The organism is Maribacter confluentis, assembly GCF_030505015.1.
Classification (GTDB): Bacteria; Bacteroidota; Bacteroidia; order Flavobacteriales; family Flavobacteriaceae; genus Maribacter; species Maribacter sedimenticola.
In genome coordinates this window covers 976,899-995,931 of sequence record NZ_JAUKUC010000001.1, presented here as the reverse complement: position 1 = coordinate 995,931, position 19,033 = coordinate 976,899, and the positions used below count along the sequence as shown (strand labels likewise).

General features: G+C 35.8%; 20 protein-coding genes. 8 read left to right on the top strand and 12 right to left on the bottom strand.

What is annotated here, in order from left to right:
• Positions 1–8 precede the first annotated feature (8 nt).
• Positions 9–386, bottom strand: a complete 378-nt coding sequence (gene rsfS / locus Q2T41_RS04370; RefSeq protein WP_089263038.1) for a ribosome silencing factor — start codon at positions 384–386, stop codon at positions 9–11.
• Positions 387–479: 93 nt separating this feature from the next.
• On the opposite strand from rsfS, the gene Q2T41_RS04365 reads away from it, so the two are divergent.
• The gene (locus Q2T41_RS04365; protein WP_304435091.1) at positions 480–1,211 is read left to right on the top strand and encodes a biotin--[acetyl-CoA-carboxylase] ligase; all 732 of its coding nucleotides are present in this window, start codon (positions 480–482) and stop codon (positions 1,209–1,211) included.
• On the opposite strand, the gene Q2T41_RS04360 is transcribed toward Q2T41_RS04365, so the two are convergent.
• On the bottom strand, positions 1,208–1,600 hold the full coding sequence (locus Q2T41_RS04360; protein ID WP_304435090.1) for an SRPBCC family protein: 393 nt from the start codon (positions 1,598–1,600) through the stop codon (positions 1,208–1,210). The two genes, Q2T41_RS04365 and Q2T41_RS04360, sit on opposite strands and share 4 nt — an antisense overlap.
• Before the next feature lie 2 nt (positions 1,601–1,602).
• Complete coding sequence (pyrE, locus tag Q2T41_RS04355; RefSeq protein ID WP_304435089.1) at positions 1,603–2,247, bottom strand: orotate phosphoribosyltransferase; 645 nt, start codon at positions 2,245–2,247, stop codon at positions 1,603–1,605.
• Between the two features lie 7 nt (positions 2,248–2,254).
• On the opposite strand from pyrE, the gene Q2T41_RS04350 reads away from it, so the two are divergent.
• A complete protein-coding gene (locus Q2T41_RS04350; protein WP_089263101.1) occupies positions 2,255–2,845 on the top strand; it encodes an NUDIX hydrolase in 591 nt (196 codons plus the stop codon).
• On the opposite strand, the gene Q2T41_RS04345 is transcribed toward Q2T41_RS04350, so the two are convergent.
• The 6 genes from Q2T41_RS04345 to Q2T41_RS04320 all read right to left on the bottom strand — a co-directional run bounded on the left by Q2T41_RS04345 (position 2,842) and on the right by Q2T41_RS04320 (position 10,441).
• On the bottom strand, positions 2,842–4,590 hold the full coding sequence (locus Q2T41_RS04345) for a M14 family metallopeptidase (protein ID WP_304435088.1): 1,749 nt from the start codon (positions 4,588–4,590) through the stop codon (positions 2,842–2,844). The genes Q2T41_RS04350 and Q2T41_RS04345 overlap by 4 nt on opposite strands.
• 55 nt (positions 4,591–4,645) lie before the next feature.
• The gene (locus tag Q2T41_RS04340; RefSeq protein ID WP_304435087.1) at positions 4,646–5,062 is read right to left on the bottom strand and encodes a response regulator transcription factor; all 417 of its coding nucleotides are present in this window, start codon (positions 5,060–5,062) and stop codon (positions 4,646–4,648) included.
• Positions 5,049–6,902, bottom strand: a complete 1,854-nt coding sequence (locus Q2T41_RS04335) for a PAS domain-containing sensor histidine kinase (RefSeq protein ID WP_304435086.1) — start codon at positions 6,900–6,902, stop codon at positions 5,049–5,051. The genes Q2T41_RS04340 and Q2T41_RS04335 overlap by 14 nt, the downstream gene beginning before the upstream one ends.
• 116 nt (positions 6,903–7,018) lie before the next feature.
• Positions 7,019–8,860 (bottom strand): ATP-binding protein, encoded by a 1,842-nt coding sequence (locus Q2T41_RS04330; RefSeq protein ID WP_304435085.1) that lies wholly within the window; start codon positions 8,858–8,860, stop codon positions 7,019–7,021.
• 122 nt (positions 8,861–8,982) lie between these two features.
• Positions 8,983–9,435 carry a pantetheine-phosphate adenylyltransferase gene (coaD, locus tag Q2T41_RS04325; RefSeq protein ID WP_304435084.1) on the bottom strand — a complete coding sequence of 151 codons (453 nt, stop codon included), beginning with the start codon at positions 9,433–9,435 and terminating at the stop codon, positions 8,983–8,985.
• Positions 9,436–9,466: 31 nt separating this feature from the next.
• Positions 9,467–10,441, bottom strand: coding sequence for a D-alanine--D-alanine ligase (locus Q2T41_RS04320; RefSeq protein ID WP_304435083.1), 975 nt, complete (start codon positions 10,439–10,441; stop codon positions 9,467–9,469).
• Between the two features lie 173 nt (positions 10,442–10,614).
• On the opposite strand from Q2T41_RS04320, the gene Q2T41_RS04315 reads away from it, so the two are divergent.
• The 4 genes from Q2T41_RS04315 (at position 10,615) to Q2T41_RS04300 (ending at position 13,501) form a co-directional block, all read left to right on the top strand.
• Positions 10,615–11,208 (top strand): PASTA domain-containing protein, encoded by a 594-nt coding sequence (locus tag Q2T41_RS04315; RefSeq protein ID WP_304435082.1) that lies wholly within the window; start codon positions 10,615–10,617, stop codon positions 11,206–11,208.
• On the top strand, positions 11,205–12,233 hold the full coding sequence (locus Q2T41_RS04310) for an RluA family pseudouridine synthase (protein WP_144801610.1): 1,029 nt from the start codon (positions 11,205–11,207) through the stop codon (positions 12,231–12,233). Before Q2T41_RS04315 ends, Q2T41_RS04310 begins: the two co-directional genes overlap by 4 nt.
• Before the next feature lie 93 nt (positions 12,234–12,326).
• Entirely contained in the window at positions 12,327–13,088 is a 762-nt protein-coding gene (yaaA, locus tag Q2T41_RS04305; protein ID WP_304435081.1) for a peroxide stress protein YaaA, read from the top strand.
• A 47-nt stretch (positions 13,089–13,135) separates the two neighbouring features.
• Positions 13,136–13,501: a hypothetical protein gene (locus tag Q2T41_RS04300; protein WP_304435080.1), complete on the top strand. Its 366-nt coding sequence runs from the start codon at positions 13,136–13,138 to the stop codon at positions 13,499–13,501.
• A 2-nt stretch (positions 13,502–13,503) separates the two neighbouring features.
• On the opposite strand, the gene Q2T41_RS04295 is transcribed toward Q2T41_RS04300, so the two are convergent.
• Positions 13,504–13,632, bottom strand: coding sequence for a 30S ribosomal protein THX (locus Q2T41_RS04295; RefSeq protein ID WP_304435079.1), 129 nt, complete (start codon positions 13,630–13,632; stop codon positions 13,504–13,506).
• A gap of 90 nt (positions 13,633–13,722) precedes the next feature.
• Here Q2T41_RS04295 and Q2T41_RS04290 point away from each other — a divergent pair, with 90 nt between their 5' ends.
• Together Q2T41_RS04290 and Q2T41_RS04285 are read left to right on the top strand one after the other, a co-directional pair.
• Positions 13,723–14,382 (top strand): uracil-DNA glycosylase family protein, encoded by a 660-nt coding sequence (locus Q2T41_RS04290; RefSeq protein WP_304435078.1) that lies wholly within the window; start codon positions 13,723–13,725, stop codon positions 14,380–14,382.
• 278 nt (positions 14,383–14,660) lie between these two features.
• The gene (locus Q2T41_RS04285; RefSeq protein WP_304435077.1) at positions 14,661–17,207 is read left to right on the top strand and encodes a phosphoenolpyruvate carboxylase; all 2,547 of its coding nucleotides are present in this window, start codon (positions 14,661–14,663) and stop codon (positions 17,205–17,207) included.
• 69 nt (positions 17,208–17,276) lie between these two features.
• On the opposite strand, the gene Q2T41_RS04280 is transcribed toward Q2T41_RS04285, so the two are convergent.
• Complete coding sequence (locus Q2T41_RS04280; RefSeq protein WP_179213228.1) at positions 17,277–17,420, bottom strand: hypothetical protein; 144 nt, start codon at positions 17,418–17,420, stop codon at positions 17,277–17,279.
• 97 nt (positions 17,421–17,517) lie between these two features.
• Complete coding sequence (locus Q2T41_RS04275) at positions 17,518–19,020, bottom strand: M20/M25/M40 family metallo-hydrolase (protein WP_304435076.1); 1,503 nt, start codon at positions 19,018–19,020, stop codon at positions 17,518–17,520.
• Between the last annotated feature and the right edge of the window lie 13 nt (positions 19,021–19,033).

Here is a 19,033-nt window from a genome sequence, read left to right as displayed (position 1 = left end):
TTAATTTTTTATTGATTAACGCTGCTATCTATGACGGTGAACTTTGCGTCACCCCATAGGCCTTCTATATCGTAATATTCACGAACTTGCTTTTGGAATACATGAACTACGACGTTTACATAGTCCATTAGTACCCACTCGGCATTATCCTCGCCTTCTACATGCCAAGGTTTATCTTGAATTGCTTTGCTTACTGTTTTTTGGATTGATCCTACGATAGCATTTACATGCGTATTGGATGTACCGTTACAAATTATGAAGTAATCACAAACGGTATTTTCAATTTCTCTTAAATCCAATAGATTTATATTGTGTCCTTTTACTTCGTCAACTCCTTGTATAATTAATGCAATTAACTCATCTACGCTAGCTTTTCTTTCCTGCATTCAAAATTTTTAATTTTTACAAAGTTATTATTTTTTTGTTCTTTTAGGTCTAGTTTTTAACAATACATTAAAGAATAACAATATGTACCGCAAATGCAAATAATCAAACTTGATGCCACGGCCTCTACAAATACTTATTTAAAAGAATTATCGACCCAGACCAATTTAAATGATTTTACGGTTGTAATGACGAAAAATCAAACGGCAGGTAGGGGGCAGTTAAATAGCAAATGGGAGTTTGAAGAAGGTAAAAATCTAGCAATCAGTTTTTTAAAAAAAGATTTAGCTATTCCTGTGGATAAAATGTTTGTACTTAGTATTTCTGTTTCACTAGCAATTTTAGAGGCTTTGCAGACATTGGGAGTACCCAATCTAAGTGTAAAATGGCCTAACGACATTCTGTCAGGTAATTCAAAAATTGGTGGTATTTTAATAGAGAATATGCTGGCTGGCAGTAAAATAAAAAGGAGTATCATTGGTTTTGGACTAAATGTAAACCAAGTGGCCTTTAATTATGCCCCAAATGCATCTTCTTTGATCAATATTTTTGGTAGCGAACAAAACTTGGAGAACATTTTCGGCATTCTGGTCGATCATTTATACCGGCATTTAAAAAGACCTATGGTTGACATGGAAGAAAGGCTCTATAAATCCTATGAATCCAATTTATTTAAAAATGGGGAGCATAGCCATTTTTTGGACCAAGATAAGAATATGCTATCCGGAAGTATTATAGGGGTAAGTAAAAGTGGTAAGCTCAAAGTTGAGCTAGATGATGGTACTTTACGCGAATTTGGGTTAAAGGAAGTTCAGTTGCAATACTAAACTTTGGCCAAATTTGTTGAAAGTGTTTTAATGAAATTGGTGATAGGGGTCTTGATCATCATGGCCATCATAGCATTAAACTCACCATTAAAACTTAAGGTAACCTCACTTTTTTCAGTGGATAGTTCTATAATATCAGCAGTTAATGTAAAGGGAAGTTTATCACTTGCCGCCCCAAGCACCAATTTATTATATGGGGTTTCCTCTTTTTTTTCTAGAACAATTTCCGGCATTCCTTTTAATGCAAAAAGAAACCGGTTTTCTGAAAGGACTTCAAATTTATCAATGTTATCTGGCATTAATTGTCTAAAATTTGACAGGTCATTTAAGAAATTATACGTATCCTCTTGTGTTTTAGCAACTTCTGCCTTTGGCGATTCTATAAACATATTTATTTATTTGTCCATTTAGAAGGGTCTTTTCTCCACTCCATTAATGTTTTTAACTGATCATCTTTTACATAGCCTGTGTCAGATGCTTGTTCTATTAGATACTCATAACTACTTAAAGTATGCAGCTCTGTATTTTTATCCTTGAAATTATCCAATGCGGTTTGAAAACCATAGGTGAAAATTGCCAACATTCCTTTTACGTTTGCCTTTTGGTCACGTAAAGCATCAACGGCATTAAGGCTACTTTTACCGGTGCTGATAAGGTCTTCTATGACCACTACGGTCTGGTTGGCCTCCAAATGCCCTTCAATCTGGTTTTGTCTGCCATGTGACTTTGGTTGGGGCCTTACATAAACAAAGGGTAGGTTAAGCTTGTCTGCTACCAATGCCCCAATTCCTATGGCCCCTGTTGCAACACCTACAATACAATCTGGCTTGCCGTAGAGTTGCTCTACCTGCTTAGCCATTTCGTCCCTTATATAATTTCTTATAATAGGGTAGGACAGTAAAATTCTATTGTCGCAATAGATAGGGGAATTCCAACCAGAAGCCCATGTAAAAGGATTTTCGGGTTTCAATTTTATTGCATTAATTTGCAGCAGAAGCTCTGCTGTTTTTTTAGCCGTGTTTTTGTCTAAAACCATGATGCAAATGTATAAAGTTTTTGTCAATGAATTGCCTTTGATTTTAACAAATAAACTATCAGAAACGGCAAATGGGGAGTATTTTCTACTCAACCAAGATTCAATTCAAGAAGCAATTAAATCTTTAAAAAAGAAAAAATTAACGGAGGCTTATATCTATCATCCAAACCATGAGGAAATTCTAAAAAAATTCACCAAGGAAATTCCTTTGGTGGTCGCGGCCGGAGGGGTGGTAACCAATGAGGAAGGAAAGGTATTGTTTATATATAGGAACGATAAGTGGGACTTGCCCAAGGGTAAATTGGATAAGGGCGAATCAATAGAGGATTGTGCCATACGCGAAGTCATGGAAGAAACCGGGGTCAAAGGATTAAAGATTGAAAACTTTTTACGCACCACATACCATATTTTTAAGAACGGTGGCATCTATACCCTAAAACAAGTGCATTGGTATGCAATGAAGACCGATTATAACGGTAAGTTGAAACCGGAGAAAAAAGAGGGAATCGTAAAGGTAAGATGGAAAGGACCCATAAAGATCCAAAAGGCGTTACAGAATTCCTATGCCAATATCAAGATTTTATTTGAAGGGGATTAATCTGTACGTGCAATCCTATATATAGGATATTGCATATGTGCCTTTTCATAAAGATCACTTTGTTTAAACAGCCAATCTAATTGTGAATACCAATTTTCCTTAAAATTGGGATCAGTATTCCTTTTATTCTCAAAGGCAGTTTGTAAATCGGGATTATTTTTAAGTATCTGTATTGCGGTGTCTTCAAAAACATACGGTGAAAATCCTTCTTTTTGTTGTAAAATGGTGTCAAAAAAGTTCCAGTTGAAAAATGAGTCCTTAGCTGATGGTTCCAAGGTCTCAATGATATATCTAATACCAGGTTGATCAACAGGTACAATAATATCGCCGGCATAAAAATTTTGAGCTCTATCTTCTTTTGAAAGTTGGGTGTTGTAATGAAGGTAATGACCTTCATAAGGAGCACTCACTGTTTGGTAATCCGTAATGCTGTAAGATTCAATTTGGATGAGGGTATCCGTTTTAATGGTTTCATATTGTATATGGTTCATGTTCAACCTATCTATGATAGAAGACCATTGTTTGCCAATTACATAGGCTTTGGGTATTTCAATAGAATCCAATGCCATAAAAAAGTCCTTGTATTCAATTTCATTCTCTATTGGGGCCTGTCTATTGAATTTTAATCTAGGAAAACCTGTAACCTCACTAGTAATGGTATCTGCTGTAAACCCCTTAAATTTAATTGTACTGGATTTTGTTGTGTCTACTTGCCATGCAATAGGGTAATATTGAGCATCTGCCAACTCTTTGGCCCTTAATGTGCGAAATTCCTTAATTTTAGGACTTTCAATATCACTTAAGGCAATCATATTTTTCATGAGTTCATAGGTGCCCGCTACGCGTTCTTTATAGGGTTTCAACATATGGGTTTCAACCATCATGCCCAAGGTGTTCCAAAGGGTGGTGTATCCGGTGGAATATCTTGGGTGGTCCATAAATTGTTGAAACCCGGTTTCCGGTGGTTTATTAAAAACATTGACATAGGGAGTAATTTCCCAATTGTCCTGTAATAGGGAATCCTTTAAAAGGGGCATAAATTGTTGATGGACATAATTACCTAAAGCACCACCCAATTTATTATGTTGGGTAAAAAGGTGTGTAAGGGTATATTGGTAGTCTGCACCATTACTAACATGATTATCAATAAAAACATCAGGATTGATAAGGTGATAGATCTCGGCAAAAGTTGCCGCATTTTTGGTGTCGCTCTTTATAAAATCCCTATTAAGGTCATAATTTCTGGCATTACCTCTAAAACCGTATGCCTTTGGGCCATTTTGGTTTGCCCTGGTGGTACTGTTTCTGTTTAATGCCCCTCCAATATTATAGATTGGGATAGTTGCAATGATGGTTTGTTTGGGACTTTCTATTTTTTGACTGGCCAAATCCCTGAATAAAAGCATTGTAGCGTCAATACCATCACTTTCACCTGGGTGAATACCATTGTTTATTAGCATTAATGTATGGTCAACGCTAAGCTTTTTAAAGTTAAAGTTGCCTTTTGGGCTAAAGGTGACGACATGTAATGGATGGCCACTATCTGTAGTGCCAATAGTTTGCATATTTATACTGGAGAACTCTTTGGCAAGTTTTTTATAGAAATCCAAAACCTCCTCATATGTGGCCGTTTCTTCTTTATTGGATTGTTCAAAAGGGGTAGGGAATTCCTGTATGTAGTTTTCCTCAACCTTTTTACATGAAAATAATAGGGAAAAGATAACAAATAGAAGTAATGATCTCATTGCCGGAATAAGGATTAAGCGTGTGCATGCGGTTAAACAAGCACAAATTTAATCATTAGTTTACGCTTTCGGCAATTTTTGTTATATCCTCTATTTTGGATTTATCAATTGGTTTTTGATTGAACGTGATCAAATGGTGGCTTTTGGTCCTGTAATGTTCCCATTGTTTTTTGTCATAGGGATCTATTGAAGATGTAACGATATTAATTCGTACCCTATCCTTAATGGGTAATTGTATAAACGCTTCTAAAAATTCCCATCCGTCCATTATAGGCATATTGATGTCTAAAAATAATATTTTAGGGATAGATTTATTTTTATGTAGTTTTTCTTTCATGGCATCTATGGCCAACAACCCGTTTGCATAAGATTCAATAATATCGCATTCAACGGCAAGGCTAATTAACTTTCTTAAACCAAAAACCGTAATAGCATCATCATCGATTATAGTGATCTCACTAATTTTTGTCATTAAAGAATATTTTGAATTCCGTTCCTTTTCCTACTTCACTGCTCACTTCAATTTTACCGTTCATGGCATCTATTTGATTTTTTGTAATGTAAAGACCAATACCTCTAGCATCTTTATGCTCATGGAACGTTTTGTACATGCCAAATAATTTTTTGCCATGTTTTTCAAGATCAATTCCCAAGCCATTGTCTGCAATGGTCAATACGGAATAACCATCTTCCTTGAATGCACTTAGTACAATTTTAGAGTTTCTTTTAGGGTCCTTATATTTTACGGCATTAGTAATGAAATTATTTAATATACTGTCCAAATAAGAAGGTACTGATTTTACCTTAAACGTTTTGGGTATAGTATTCTTTATCTCCGCCTTGTTGTTAAGAAGATATCCTGTTAAATATTGATGTACATCCAATACCTTATTATATAGGTTGATTGATTTTTTATCAATATTGGTATTGGTATTTATTGAAATAACATCGTTTAAATTATCCAAAGTTTCCAATAAATTATTGGAGGAATCAGATAGCATCTTAATAATCCGCTTTTTCTCATCCTCATCTTCCTCATCATTTAAAAAGTCGAGCAGCATGCTGAAATTTGCCGAATGCGATCTTAGGTTATGCGATACGATATGCGCAAAATTCAACAGCTTCTTATTTTGGATAGATGCAATGTTGATAATATTCCTTAATTCTGTTTCCTTTTCTTTTAATGCGGTGATGTCCAAGCTTATACCTACAATACCATAAGCAACTCCTTTATTGTTGAGTAATGGAATCTTGGAGCTTAGGAAGGAGGTTTCCTTGCCGTCTAATTTTATGTTAAGCGTTTCCTTACTGATAATGGGTTTTAAGGTATTCATTACCATTAAGTCCTCTTCCCTGGATCTGGCAGCAGATTCTGCAGGATAGAGGTCAAAGTCGCTTTTTCCTAAAATTTCTTCGGGACTATCAACGCCTAGAAAATCGCACTCTGCTTTATTGACCAATATCTTTCTAGATTCCGTATCCTTTATGTATACGTTAACGGGTAGATTGTCAATCAAGGTCCTCAATAATTTTTCATTGTTCAAGGTCTTGTTGTCGGCATCTACCTGGTCTTGTATATCTTGGAATGTACCTATTAGACCAACTAATTCCCCATTGTGGTAAATTGGTTTACCACCAGCCATAACCCATTTTTCTTTTCCGTTAGCGGTTACGATCTGTAATTTTAGATTGCTCCATGCCTTGCCCTTTTCCTGAGCTTCAAATAGCGCCATGGATATTGTATTACGGCTATGGCCCTCTTTATAATAGTAAATGGCATTTTCAATATTGGGGGTAAAATGCGGCGGAACTTCATGAATTGCCTTGGTAATGTTACACCAAGTTAGGATATTGTTATTTATATCATACTCCCATCTGCCAATTTTAGTTATTTCAGACTGCTGTTTTAATAACAGGTCTTTTTTATTAAGTTCCAGTTCGCTATTTATAGAATCTGTGATATCCGTAATCTGTATAATGGCACCAATAATTTCTTCATTGTTATCGTACCAAGGAGAATTGGACCACTCATACCATAACTCATTGTTATTGTCATCCTGTGCCTGGTGTATACCTAATGGTTGGGGATTACCCTTAAAACAGTTTTCAAGCACGTTCTTCCATTTAGGACTCAGGTTGGGAAACAATTTAAAAAGGCTGGACTTTTTATGTGTAGTCGTATGCTTTTTAAACAATTGCATCCATTTGTCAGATGCATGTATAATATTATAATTTGTATCAACAAATGCCGTTGGTGTTGGCAATTGTTTAATTATAAAAGAGGTACTCGATGTTTGGGGAACTTTAATCATACCGATGTAATTTCTTACTAAATTAGTTGGTGTTTGTAGGTTTAAGGTATATTTGTTGTGAATGTTTCAAATTACGTTGTGTAATAGGATATAGGGGCAATTTTAGAAAATCTCCATCAATTTTTATTGAAATAAATTTTAAAGGTTGTTCCTTGTCCTACAGTGCTCATTGCGGTTATTTTACCGTTCATTGCCTCTATTTGATTTTTAGTTATATACAGGCCAATTCCTCTAGAATCCATATTTCTATGAAAGGTATTGTATAGCCCAAAGAGTTTGTCGCCATGTTTTTCAAGATCAATACCAATTCCGTTGTCCTCAATGCTCAATACCGTATAATTTTTTTCTTCCTTGGCACTAATTATGATTATGGGACTTTTTCCTTCTTTTCTGTATTTGATAGCGTTTGTGATGCAATTGGTCAAAATGCTATTGAGATATGCAGGCAATGATTTAATTGTTACGGTATCTGCTATTTCATTTACAATTTTACCTTTGGTCTCCTTTAATAGACCGGCTACATTTTGCTCCACTAGGAAAACATGTTCGTTGAGGGAAAGTGATTTTTTTTCTAGATTAATATTGGAACGTATCTCAACTATTTCCCTTAATCCTTTTATTGTTTCCGTTAAGTTGTCAGATGCACTAAACAACATATTCATTAATTTCTTGCGTTCGTGCACGCCATTTTCTGCATTTAAAAAGTTAAGCAGTAATGAAAAGTTGGTGGCATGCGTCTTAAGGTTGTGAGACACCATATGGGCAAAGTTCAATAGCTTTTCATTTTTTTCCTTAGATAACCTAATGGTCTTCTTAAAATTTCTTTCCAAGTTGGTTTGTGATGAGATATTTTCAATAGTGCAGAGTATATTGTCATCTATATCACCCTGAAGAACTGTCCCATAAATCTGTATAGTAATATTCTTATTGTTCTTGGTGGTAAATGTAGTTTTAAATGCACTGAACTCACCGCTATCCGATAATTGCTTACTAAGCATGCCAAAGTCCGTTTGCTGGGTTTTTTTGATAAATTCAGTGAAACGTCGTTGAAGGAAATGCGTTTTCTCAAATTCCGTGAGTTGTAGAAGTCTATTGTTTACATCTTTAATTTGCCCAGATGACCAATCAATAATAGCTAAACCAAAAGGGACCTTTTCAAATAAGGGATACTTGGCTGGTTCTACGGTGGGCGTTGTTGAATTTGCTAGAATGGTATCGGTAATATTTTGTATGGTACCAATTATTCTTGTGCACTTGCCATCCTTAAATTTTGGGCGCCCTATGGAATTTACCCAGATAACCGTACCGTCCTTTTGTTTTAATTTCAATTTTTCATTCCAAGGTAAGCCGGATTGTATGGCATTTTTCAAGGAATCCTTTATGGTTTTTCTAGAGGTTTCAGGTAAATAAAAATGAATGGCCTTTTCTATAGTAGGTATGAATTCATTGGTAACACCATAAATCTTATATACTGCAGGTGTCCACTGTAAATTGTTTTCCTTGATATCGTATTCCCAGCTTCCTATTTGTGCGATGGAACTCTTTTCATCTAGAAGGCGTTTTGTCTTATTTAATTCCCATTGCAGTTCTTGAGCTTTTGATATGGTTTCTACTTTAATGATAACGCCAATTATATTTCCGTAACCATCTTTCCAAGGGTTTAAATGCCAAAATGAATTTTGCTGTGTATCCGTTTGGAGGATAGGGCTATGCTTAAATTTTATATCCCTGAGACCATCTAGACTATAAGATAGCCTTGTTTGGAACTCTGGTCCTAATTGTGGAAATAGGTCAAGAATTTGTTGGTCCTTGATTTTTTCTAAACAAAAATTAAATGTTGAAAGCCATTTTGGAGAAGCGCTTTTTAATTTTAGATCGGTATCTATGATTGCAATGGAGGAGGGAATTTGTGCAATCCAATCTAAGGACGATATGATACTCTTATTTGATTTTAGCATAGTCGGAAAGAATTTTCCTACTAAAATAATGGAATATTCTAATTTTTAAAGCCGATTTGTTGTCATTTTATCAATAAGTGTTGTTGAAAACTGTTTTTGTGTGGTGTAAAGGGTCTTTTTCTCTATTTTCTTACAAAAGGAGGTACCAGCCCGGTATAATCACCATTATTACGTATTACATCCCTTACAATAGAGGAACTGATATAGGATTTGCCCGATGAGGTCAATAAAAACACGGTTTCTATCTCAGATAATTTTCTGTTCGTATGGGCAATAGCCTTCTCAAATTCAAAATCCCCTGGATTTCTTAGTCCCCTTAAAATAAAATTGGCGTTTACTTTCTTACAAAAATCTACCGTAAGCCCTTGATAGGATTTTACCGAAATGGAAGGTTGGCCCTTAAAAGTTTCAGTAATGAATTTTATGCGCTGCTCTAATGTGAACATATATTTTTTATCGGCATTCTTACCTATGGCAATAATTATTTCATCAAAAAGGGTAATACCCCGCATAATGATATCATGGTGCCCCAAGGTCAAGGGGTCAAAAGAACCGGGAAAAATTGCGCGTCTCATAAATGTATTTTACGTTCTAAATATAGGCAAATTAGGACAATGCTTCTATAATGGCATTTTCAAATAGCTGGGGCAAGGTTATACCTGCTTCTTTGGCCTGTTGGGGTAAAATACTTTCTGTGGTCAATCCTGGTGTGGTATTCATCTCCAACAAATACGGTTCATTGCCAATAAAAATAAATTCGCTTCTGGAAAAACCGGTCATTTTCAGTATATCATATATTTTTTTGGATACGGTGGTTACATTGGCAAGTTGCTCGTCATTGATTCTTGCCGGGGTTATTTCTTGGGATTTACCTTCATATTTAGCTTCGTAATCAAAAAAATCGTTTTCACTTACAATCTCAGTAATAGGTAATACCGTGGTAATTCCATTGATTTTTAATACACCAACAGAAACTTCCGTACCTTCCAAAAAACCTTCAATAATAATTTCATCGTCCTCTTTATAGGCTGTGGCAATGGCGTTCCTTAATTCTTCCTTTTTATAGACTTTGGTAATACCATAGCTACTACCAGATTTATTGGCCTTGACAAAACATGGTAATTGCACTTTATTAATAATATCTGTTTCATTGATTTTGTCCCCTAAATTTAAATAAAAGGCAGGGGCGGATTTTATGCCATAAGGTTTTAAAACACTAAGCAAATCTCTTTTGTTAAAGGTAAGTGCGGCTTGGTAAAATCCACAAGAAGTATGCGGTATGTTCAGCAGTTTAAAATAGGCCTGCATGAGTCCGTCTTCTCCTGGCGTTCCATGTATGGCATTAAAAACACAATCAAAGGTTATGGTGGTGCCATTTAAAGATATGGAAAAGTTGTTACGGTCAATTGGTACTTCTGTACCGGCATCATCTACATAAACCCATTTATCCTTAAAAATATGTATACGGTATAGATTAAACTTTTCTTTATCCAAATAAGTATAGACTACATTGCCACTTTTAAGCGAAATTTTATATTCGCTGGAATAGCCGCCCATTATAATTGCTATATTTTTTTTCATGAATTTTACAAAAAGAGAATGTTATGGCAAAGATGAAGTATTGGAGCAAAATAAAAAAGGGACATCCACCATTAATTTTCGTTAAGGGTTGATAAAGTTGAAGGGAACTTACGAAAAGAAGCCGCCAATTGGTAAGGGGGCATTCACTATATTTGTTGGGTCAAACTGTACGTATGAGAAATTTTTTAAATTTTTTAAGGAGTAAGACCTTTTTAATTCAGTTAGGTCTCGCCCTTTTATTATCCATAATCATAATTTTTTTAGTCTTGAATTGGCTTAAGAGCACCACTAATCATGGTGAATTTGTGGAGGTTCCGGACTTTTCTAAACAATCGGTCATGGAAATGCGAAAATCCATTGAAGATGCAGGTCTTAGATATGAGGTTTTAGATTCGGCGAATTACAATCCAGATTATCCTAGGTTTTCTATTATAGAACAAACCCCTTCTGCCGGGGCCAAGGTAAAGACCAATAGGAAAATATATTTCACCGTAAACCCTTCTGGCTATAAGAAAGTGACCGTGCCAAAAATAATACAAGTCACCAAGAGAAATGCTTCCTCTATGCTAAAGGCTGTTGGTCTGGATGTTGAGCGCGTTACTTATGTAGATGAATTGGGTAAGGATATGGTGTACCAATTAAAATTTAAGGGAAAATATATTAAGCCAGGTGATAAATTACCTAAAACATCAAAAATAGAATTGATTTGTGGTAATGGTTCAATACCGGAACGTGCTATAATAAAAGCAGATTCAGAACAGGAATGAGCAATATTGAACAACCCGAAAATGAAGATGGCGAACTTTTTGAACACCATCGTGTTATAGCTTCAAAAGGTCAAGTGCCGTTAAGGGTAGATAAGTTTTTAATGAACTTTATAGAGAACGCTACACGGAACAAAATTCAACAAGCAGCAAAAGATGGTCATGTTTGGGTAAATGACGAAATCGTAAAATCTAATTACAAGGTAAAGGCGGGAGATGAGGTAAAAGTCATGTTTGAGCATCCACCACATGAATTTTTATTGATTCCAGAAGATATTCCATTGGATATTGTCTATGAGGATGAAGTGCTATTGGTGGTTAATAAACCTGCAGGTATGGTAGTACATCCCGGTCATGGCAATTATTCGGGAACCTTGATCAATGCACTTATACACCATACGGATAACTTACCGGTAAATAGTAACGAACGACCAGGATTAGTTCATAGGATAGACAAGGATACTTCCGGATTGTTGGTCGTTGCAAAGACCGAAGCCGCAATGACCCATTTGGCAAAGCAATTTTTTGATAAAACTTCTGAGCGTGAATATATTGCTTTGGTTTGGGGTAATGTGGAGGAAGATGAAGGTACTATTGAAGGAAATGTAGGAAGAAATCCTAAAAACAGGCTACAGATGCATGTTTTTCCAGATGGTGAAGAAGGTAAAGAAGCTGTAACGCATTTTAAGGTACTGGAACGTTTGGGGTATGTTACATTGGTTTCGTGTAGATTGGAAACCGGTAGAACGCACCAAATACGTGTGCATATGAAATACATAGGCCATACCTTGTTCAATGACGAGCGTTATGGGGGAGAACGTATATTAAAAGGAACTACCTTCACCAAGTACAAGCAATTTGTGGAAAATACCTTTAAGTTACTGCCCAGACAAGCCTTACATGCCAAAACTTTAGGATTTACTCATCCGGTCACGGGCAAGCATATGAGTTTTGATTCTGAATTACCGGAAGATATGGTCAATGCTATAGAAAAGTGGCGCCAATACACTAAAAACAGTATAGAATAGGATTTTTCAATAGTATCATTAAAAGTCTTATATAAGATTCTATTGGTCTTCCTTTATTTCCTCTTTATTTTTGTGGTCAAATAAAATTGCATTATGAAAATTATTATTTCGCCGGCCAAATCATTGGATTATGAGAGTACACTTCCTGTAAAGGAATATACGCAACCCAAGTTTATAGATGATGCCATTAAGCTCAATAAGATATTGTCCAAGAAAAAACCTAAGGCCCTGTCAGAGCTTATGTCCATATCAGATAAATTGGCAGAATTGAATTGGCAGCGAAATCAAGATTTTACCACTCCTTTTACACCAAAAAATGCAAGGCAGGCAATTTTTGCGTTTAGTGGAGATGTGTACCAAGGGTTGGATGCCTATTCCATGTCAGAGGATAAAATAATGGAACTTCAACAAAAGCTACGAATTTTATCGGGCCAATACGGTATATTAAAACCTCTGGACCTTATGCAACCTTACAGATTGGAAATGGGTACCTCGTTAAAAATTGGAAGAAAAAAAAACCTGTACGAATATTGGGGAGATAGGCTCACCAAATTTGTAAATAATGAGATGAAAGAAGGAGAATTGTTGGTCAATCTTGCCAGTAATGAATATTATAATGTATTACAGCCCAAAAATATTAAGGCAACTATCATTACTCCCGTTTTTAAAGATTGGAAAAATGATAAACTAAAAATCATCAGTTTTTTTGCTAAGAAGGCTAGGGGGTCTATGGTACGGTATATCATTGATCATAATGCAAATACCTTGGACGATATAAAAGGATTTAATTTGGATGATTACCAATTTAGCCCAGAACATACCGTAAAACAGAACCAGCCCGTATTTATAAGGTAAAATATTATCTACGCTTTTACGTTATTGATTATAGTTAAATAACATATATGAAAAGGGTATTCTTACTAGCTGTTCTTGGTTTGGTTCTTTTGTTTTCTTGTACCGATAGGGATGATAATATTGATATGGTAAACATTAGGATACAAAATAGTACCCCATTCTTTTTTAACGAGGTACGGATAACCCAACGCGACACCGTTTATGAAAATATTGCACCTGACGAATTTTCATCATATTTGGAATATGATACGGCATACCAAACTACTGCATTGACCATTTTAACAGATTCAACAAGTTATAATTATTTTCCTGAGGAAGTGCCTTCAGATACATTGCCTGTTGGTTTTTATACGTATCAAATAACCATTGATGAAGAGGAAAATATAGCGCTGACATTTAGGATAGACGAATAGTTTTATTTTTTCTTATTCACCTTAATTTTTTCTTCAACTGTAGGCCTTTTTTTGATTTTTCTAGGTCTTCTGGCTCCATAGGAATTATTTGAAATTTTACCTTTTTTAGATTTTTTGTCTCCTTTGCCCATAATTTAAGTTTATACATTCATTTAAAGTTAGTAATTTAGAAAGGAATGGATATTTTCTTGGACTCATGTAATTAAACCCTTGACCCGTTTATGTTTTTACATACCCATCCTTACAAACCATTTATACAAAAAGATACGGTAAAGTTAATTGTAGGTACCTTGCCGCCACCAAGGTTTACCACGGGAGAATTAAAGGAGGGTGATGTAGACTTCTGTTATGGCAGTCGTGATGGTCAATTATGGCCCATATTGGACCGTATCTACAATTTAAACTTAAGGTTTGAGACCACACAAGAAGCGGTAGACCAACGAAAGCGCTTTCTTAAACAACATAAAATTGGTATATGTGATATAGTCGCTGCGGCCAAAAGAAATAAAATAGATGCTTCCGATATTGGCATGCAACAAATTGTTCTGCGTAATGTTTTATCCTATCTTGAAGAATATCCTAAAGTAGAAATATTATTGTTTACGGGGGGTAACAGTAAAAATGGTCCGGAATATTTTTTTCGTAAGCACTTAAGGGATTACGGTATCTCCTTAAAAAAAATTAGCGATGAGGTTCCTAGGATACATAGGTTTATTCATCCAAAAACAGGAGTGGAGATTAAGACCGTATCGTTAACGGCACCATCCGGGGCTGCAAATAGGGCAGTTGGGAGTTTGGAAAGTTACAAAAAATTAAAATTGAACAACCCGGAGTTTACTACTTTGGATTTTCGTGTAATGCAGTATAAAGATTATTTTTAAAAGTGGTATAAACTAAAAAGAGTCTTGCTTTGTAGACAAGACTCTTTTACGAGAACACTATATGAAAATGAAAATTTATTTACTTAATTACAAAGTAAAGGTATAGGGGTAGTGCTGTTTTTTGGAATATTTGTTGTGAATACGTACAATTTTGTGGTATCCTGCCAGTATTCTGATATTTCGCTAAAATCATGCCCTAGATTCTTTAGGATTAGCGATATTTATACACGAAATTTATCATGTTTGCCAAATAGTTAGTGGCATAAAGTTTTTGAAATATGCAGCAAAAAGAAAGGTTGGCAGAATTTAAGAAGTCTGTCCAGAATAAGTTTAATGTTTACAATAGTCTATTTCTTAATCTTCCGTACGAGAATATTGAGAATGTAGGTATGCTAATTCCTTTATTACTGAATCAGTCGGAAAAAGGGTTGAGCAACGGGTTAAATCCCAAGGAAATCCTAGAAAACTTTTTTGAGAATTTTGTGGATACAAAATCTGAAAAGGAGCAAATAGATTTTATGTTTCGCATTATACAATATGTAGAGCGCCAAGTGGTGCTTTATGATAGTGTGGAAGATGCGGCGTTTCCAAAATTGCACAAGCACTCTAGTTCATTATCGTTAAAGGACTATTTTCAGTTGGTTGAGAAGAACAATGCGTGGGATACCATTTGGGACAAGTTGAGCACGTTTAGTGCAAGAATTGTTTTAACGGCCCATCCTACACAATTCTATACCCCGGCGGTTCTTGATATTATTACCAATTTAAGGACGCTTATCCTTGAAGATAAAATTGATGAAATAGATGTGGGGTTACAGCAATTAGGCCTTACCTCTTTGATCAATGCTAAAAAACCCACTCCTTTAGATGAGGCCAAAAATATAATCTATACCCTAAGACATGTGTACTATGATGCCATTGGTGATATGTATGCCTATATAAAGGGAAGTGTTGGTGCTAAAAAGTTTGAGAACCATGATATTGTTAAGTTAGGTTTTTGGCCAGGTGGAGATCGTGACGGTAACCCGTTCGTAACGGCAGATATTACCAAGGATGTAATGAACGAACTACGGTTGACCTTAATGAAATGCTATTACAATGATCTTAAAGGATTGTTGCATAAACTTACGTTCAAGGCGGTGCAGGAACCTTTGCATAAACTTCGGTCCAATTTGTATATTGCTATGTTTGATAGTACAAAGGATATCGGTTATGATGATCTAATGGTACCCTTGGAAGAAATTCGTGCAATTTTAATTGATAAATACCAGAGTCTTTACTTAAGCGATTTAGATCGTTTTATAGATAAGGTGAAAATTTTTAAGGTACATTTTGCTACAATAGATATTCGTCAGGACCATAGTATGCATACTAAGGTAATGACCGAGGTCTTAAAAAAACATGGCCTAATAAAAACTGAACTAAGCGAATTATCCCAAGACCGTCTCATAGATATTTTATTACATGAAGACCTTCAGTTGACAGCTAATGATTATGACGAGGAAATCGTAAAGGATACCATTAAGAATATTTGGCAATTACAGACTATTCAGGAAAAAAATGGGGAAGAAGGCTGTAACCGTTATATCATAAGTAATTCTGAAGATGTATTCTCCATACTTTTTGTTTACGCTTTGTTTAGATGGTGTGGTTGGTCAGGCAAGAATATTACTTTTGACATTGTGCCTTTGTTCGAAACCATGAAAGGTATGGACAATGCCGAGGCAACTATGCAGTTCTTATTCAATTTACCGGAATACAAGGCGCATTTGGAGAATAGGAATAAAAAGCAGACTATAATGCTAGGCTTTTCTGATGGTACCAAAGATGGTGGTTATCTCAAGGCCAATTGGTCCATTTTAAAGACCAAGGAATCACTTTCCGCCGTATGTGAGGAAAATGATATAGCGGCAATATTTTTTGATGGTAGGGGGGGGCCACCGGCAAGGGGTGGCGGAAAAACACATCGTTTTTATGCAGCGCAGACCAATAAGGTGGCCAATAACGAAATTCAATTGACCATTCAGGGACAGACCATTACCAGTACGTATGGAACAAAGGAACAGTTTATCTATAACAGTGAGCAGCTATTGACCGCAGGGCTGTCCAATACCATTTTAGGAAAGGAAATAACTATTTCCGATGCTGATAGGACATTGATCGAAGAACTTTCTGAATTGAGCTTTAAAAAGTATGACGCTCTAAAACACCATGACAAATTTATGCCGTACTTGGAAAATATGAGTACGCTTAAATATTATACCAAGGCAAATATTGGTAGTAGGCCGGGTAAACGCGGTAATAAGGCTAAACTGGAACTTAGTGATTTGCGTGCAATCTCCTTTGTGGGATCTTGGAGCCAATTAAAGCAAAACGTTCCCGGATATTATGGAATAGGATCCGCACTCAAGACCTTGGAGGATGATGGCAGGTTTGAAGAGGCAAAAAGGTTATATGACCAAGTACCTTTTTTCCAAGCTTTGATGATGAACAGTATGATGAGTTTGTCCAAATGCTATTTTGAGCTTACAAGCTATATGAAGGAAAATGAGGAATATGGTGCTTTTTGGGATATTTTACATGCTGAGTATGAACTTTCCAAAGCAATGTTGCTCAAATTGTCCGGTATGGAAATCTTAATGGAAAAAGAAGCCATATCCAGGGAATCAATCAACATAAGGGAAAATATAGTATTGCCGTTATTGGTTATTCAACAATATGCCCTGCAACGCATTGGAGAAGGAACCGAGTTTAAGGAACTGTATGAAAAGATTGTTACCCGATCTTTATATGGCAACATTAATGCAAGTAGAAACTCGGCCTAAAAAGCTATAGTGATATCAATAAAAAGCCCGATCTATATAGATCGGGCTTTTGTATTAAGGTCAATATGGTTACATCTTATTTTGTTGATCTTTTATTGTACCCTTGTCAATATCAAATTTATTGGTATCTACATCCGTATTTCCAGTAGGGTTGGTAGGGTTACTTTGTTCAACCTTTCTTTTAAACTTTTTATTATCTTTTATAATTCCCATTTTCTTCATTTTTTAAGTTCACCTTTAAACTAACAAAAATCAATTATAATTTCCGTTAAGGCACTTGTAAACCTTTGTTAGTAACTGTTAAAACAATTTATTCGGGAACGACGGTACTATGAAGTATAGCATGGAACAATTGTATACCATACGCAATCTGTCCTATTTTTAGATTCTCGTTTGGGCTATGTTGATTATTGTCCGGGTTGACCATAGGCACGATAAAAGCCGGTATTTTTAATTCATTGATAAATGGGGAAATAGGCACGGTACCGCCCATGATTCTAATCTGTACGGGTTTTTCGCCAAATTTGGATTCCATGGTCTTCACTAAGGCATTGCCAAAAGGGTTGGTCAAATCTGTTCTAAAGGCATCCGTTACGTTTCCTTCCATAATGGTGACTATTTTATCGAATTTCATACGTTCTTCCCTAGTAGGGACCGTGGACATTACATGATAACCAAGATTTTTAATATGTTCTTTCACCAAGGATTTCAACCTATTGCCATCGGATTCTGGCACCAATCTTATATCCAGTTCTGCCGTTGCTTCTGCAGGCACGATTGTTCTTGCATTCTTACCGATCCAACCGGAACCCAGCCCCCTAATGTTCAAGGAAGGATATTGTAAGGATTCCTGATAAAAAGAGCCGACCTTTTCCGGATTGGCAATTGCTAAATTTGTATTTATTTCATTGGCATTGTCAGGTACACTTTTTAAAACTGCCATAGTAGCTTCATTTAGTTCTATACCATCATAGAATCCGTTGACGAGAACCCTGCCATCGGTATCCTTTAGAGATGACAATAAATGGGCTAGTTGCATTCCAGGGTTTGGTGCATAATTACCATAGTGTCCACTATGTTGGGGTCTTAAAGGACCATATGTAGTAATGGACAATGTGGTGATACCTCTACAACCGTATACAATGGTGGGCTTGCCAGAGGAATGAACCGGACCGTCATTGATGATTAAATAATCCGCTTTTAATAAATCCCTATAGACACGTACCGCTTTTGGCAATGGAGCACTACTTTTTTCCTCTTCACTATCCAAAATTACTTTGATATTAAAGGGTAGGGTTTTTTGTTCCTTTTGTAAGATGTCAATTGCGTTTAAAAACATGATAATAGGTCCTTTGTCATCTGATGTAGAACGTCCAAAAAGTCTCCAGTTGTAGTTGATATCGTCATTCAATGCATCAAAAGATTCGGTTTTCCAACCATCCTCTTCTTTAGATTTTAATACCACTTCGTACGGATTTTGTTGGTCCCATTTTGAAATGTCCACAGATTGGCCGTCAAAGTGCATATAGAATAAAATGGTTGGTTTATTGTCGTCTATGGGCAAAGCGGCAAAAAATAGGGGTAAACCTTCCGTTTCCAGAATGGATGAGTTAAAACCTCTTTCCGTAAATTTTTTTCTTAGCCAATACAGGTTGGTATCAATATCATCTGCATTATTGGCATCATTTGGTAATAAAACAAAATCCTTAAGTTCTGTAATGGCATTGGCCACTTTGGACTTTATTAATGTAGAATCTTGGGCATAGCTTTGGGCGGTGCATATGGTAATTAAAAGAAATAGAAATTTTTTCATATCAATGTTCATC